The following is a 422-nucleotide window of genomic DNA, read 5'->3' on the forward strand; positions in this document are numbered from 1 at the left end:
CTCCACCGCGACAGGACGGTGGTAGTAGCTGACCGTGTCCCGGCCTTCGCCATACTGTTGAGTTGCACCAGCGCCGCTCAAGAGGAGGTCGTTGCCTGAGCCTCCCAAGAGAACATCCTCACCGGCGCCGGAGCCCCCGTCCAAGGTGTCGTTTCCCAATCCCCCGGAAACAATCTCGCTTTCACTGCTACCGATTTGCAGGTCGTCATTATCAGTACCGAAAAGGAATGAGGTATTCTCATCGCCTAAGGGACTTTGACCATTTCCATCAAGCCACGGCGCCTTTACCTCCGTCCGTTGTTCGACAGTAGAAACCACGCGCCCACGCACCACAGTCTCAGTGCCCGTTTGAGAATTGCTACGGTTGAGCGATGCGTCGGAGCATAAGACTGTTCATGGCCACCCTGATCATGGCTTCCGAG

General features: G+C 56.9%; 1 pseudogene. It reads right to left on the minus strand.

Annotation, left to right across the window (positions count from 1 at the left end):
- Window positions 1–318, minus strand: a pseudogene (locus tag LG661_RS24915) (hypothetical protein); the annotation flags it as partial.
- Window positions 319–422 lie beyond the last annotated feature (104 nt).

It is taken from the genome of Microvirga roseola (genome assembly GCF_020866965.1).
Lineage (GTDB): Bacteria > Pseudomonadota > Alphaproteobacteria > Rhizobiales > Beijerinckiaceae > Microvirga > Microvirga roseola.